This is a genomic window from Synergistaceae bacterium, from assembly GCA_021372895.1.
GTDB lineage: Bacteria > Synergistota > Synergistia > Synergistales > Synergistaceae > JAJFTP01.
On record JAJFTP010000083.1, the window covers coordinates 1 to 2,331 of the forward strand.

The window sequence follows — 2,331 nt, forward strand, 5'->3', positions numbered from 1 at the left end:
GACAGATATTTCCCTTTTCAGTTCTTCAGATTTGTTCAGCGGCAGTTTAAGGACGCTTCCTATGTCGTTGGTTATGTGGTCGCCTCCCACTGATATCAGGCCAAGATGCTTGGGCCTGCCGTCAGAGAAAACAGCAACTCCTGTTGTACCGCCGCCTATATCGATAACGACAGCACCTGCAAGGGCCTCTTCCGGGGATATTACTCCCAGTGCCGCTGCAAGAGGCTTGAGCACAAGTCCCGAAACATCAAGTCCTGCCTTATCTACGCAGTTCAAAACGTTCTGGATCGTTGATGTCGGAACTATCACTGACTGCAGCTGGATGTCCAGCCTGATAGCCGTCATACCCAAGGGGTCATCTATACCTACATTCCCATCGAGTGAATACTCGACCGGGATCGTGTGCAGTATACTTTGGTTCGCCGGTACTGCGACATCGGCCTGAGCAGCTTCAATAACTCTTTCAATGTCGAGCTGCATAACAGGACGTGGAGTACGGCCAAGGGAGACCATACCTTTTGTGCGAATGCTGGTCACTTCACCTCCGCCAAAAGCCACAGTAACTTCAGTAATATCCTGACCGACCATATTCTGTGCATCGCTCACGGCCTGTCTTACAGAGCGGACAGCCTGGTCAAGATTAACGATCAGTCCCTTCCTTATACCATTTGACGGAGCCTGTCCGACACCGATGATCTGAGCTTCCTCACTCCCATGCTCTCTTTCAGCAACAACAACTGTGACCTTGCTGGTACCAAGGTCAAGTCCTGCAAGGAGTTCGGGCTCACGATCCGATGAATAACCTGAGGCTTTCTTAAACAATCAAATAGCCCCCTCTCTTCTTGATGAGAAACATTTTCGACTCTTATTGTACCTTATTTTTCACAAGAATTTTACCTTTGTATGTAGTGTCTATAAAGACATTGGATGAAATTTTAGAAATATCAGGATATATTTTTTTGATAGCCAGTCCGGCTGTCTGCCATTCCTTTGGATCGTCCAGAAACATTATGTTCGCCCCGTTGTTCCTTTCCTGACCATAAAAGATCAGATTTACAACCTCTTTGCCCTCTCTGAACCCGGCCTGGATGAATTTTACCTTTTCTGACCACCCCAGCGCTTTGAGGTTGTCGTACCAAAGTAATACTTTATCTATAGGCATACTGGAGAAAAAAACGTTTCCATGATCCCCGGAAAGATCCAGCGGGGTCGCTCTGTCGGTGCTCCAGGATAGCAGCGGGAGAGCATCTGCCTTTTCAGACCTTATGAATGTGTTTACCCTGAGCAAACTCAGCCATGTCCTCCCATCAGCTGCAACATACCAGAATTTGCCACCCCAGTACATTCTGAACGCAGGCTCAAGAGGCAGTATCTCAAGTCTGAATTTCCCCCATCCTGAGAGTTCCATCCTGAGGTTAACAGGGTAATAGGCTTCGATATTATCGCAGTATTCTTCCTTAGAGAGCCACAGCAGGATCCAGAGCTTTTCATGGTGCGGTTTTACAGTACCCCAGACGACCTGTTCGGAGAGGATCCCGACCGGATCTATATCGATCCCATAAAGCCTGAAAATAGCATACCTTGACTCCGCAGCTGCAAGCATACCTCCAGCTAAGGATATGACAAGCAAAAGGACTTTCAGCCTCTTTTTAGTCCTTCTTGAAATTGCCCAGGAATTTAATTTCATATTCCAGACCTACCCCATGCAGCTTCAGGACCATCTCCCTGCAAAGCTCACAAAGTTTATATATGTCCCGGGATGAAGCATCCCCGTCGTTTTCAATAAAGTTAGCATGAGAACCCGAAACCACGGCACCGCCTATCCTCATACCTTTGCAGCCACATTCATCAAGCAGGCGGCCTGCAGACATTCCCGGAGGGTTTTTGAACACGCAGCCGGCTGTCTTTCTTCCCAGCGGCTGGCCCTTTTTCATTCCGGCAAACCTTTTGATATTCTTAAAGATCATTTCCTTCGGCGTGGTTTTTAATGAGATCACACATGAGGTTATAAGCGCTACGATACTTTCGTCTACAGGACATGAGCGATATCCCCATTCAAACAGATCTTCGCCAAGCCTGATCGTGCGCGCATTCCAGTCAACAGCAGAAACCTCTTTGATAAGACCGCTGAATCCGCATCCGCCCGCGCCGGCATTGCCCCACAAAGCTCCACCCAGTGTACCCGGGATGCCGGTCAAAAATTCCAGGCCACCGAGTCGTTCTTCAATTGTGAGAGCAAGAAGTTTTTTCACAGATACTCCGGCTCCTGCCTCTATTTCAATGCTTTCGCCGTTTCCTGACCTTGTTAGTTTGATGAAATCTAATTTTTCG

3 protein-coding genes are annotated in these 2,331 nt (G+C 48.0%); all 3 read right to left on the minus strand.

Translation table 11 applies throughout. The features are described from left to right. On the minus strand, positions 1-822 hold an 822-nt coding region (gene ftsA / locus LLF78_07860), incomplete at its 3' end, for a cell division protein FtsA (protein MCE5202409.1). Positions 823-865: 43 nt separating this feature from the next. Beyond that, positions 866-1,687 (minus strand): hypothetical protein, encoded by an 822-nt coding sequence (locus LLF78_07865; GenBank protein ID MCE5202410.1) that lies wholly within the window; start codon positions 1,685-1,687, stop codon positions 866-868. Continuing rightward, on the minus strand, positions 1,650-2,331 hold a 682-nt coding region (locus LLF78_07870), incomplete at its 5' end, for an FAD-binding protein (GenBank protein ID MCE5202411.1). The genes LLF78_07870 and LLF78_07865, both read right to left, overlap by 38 nt.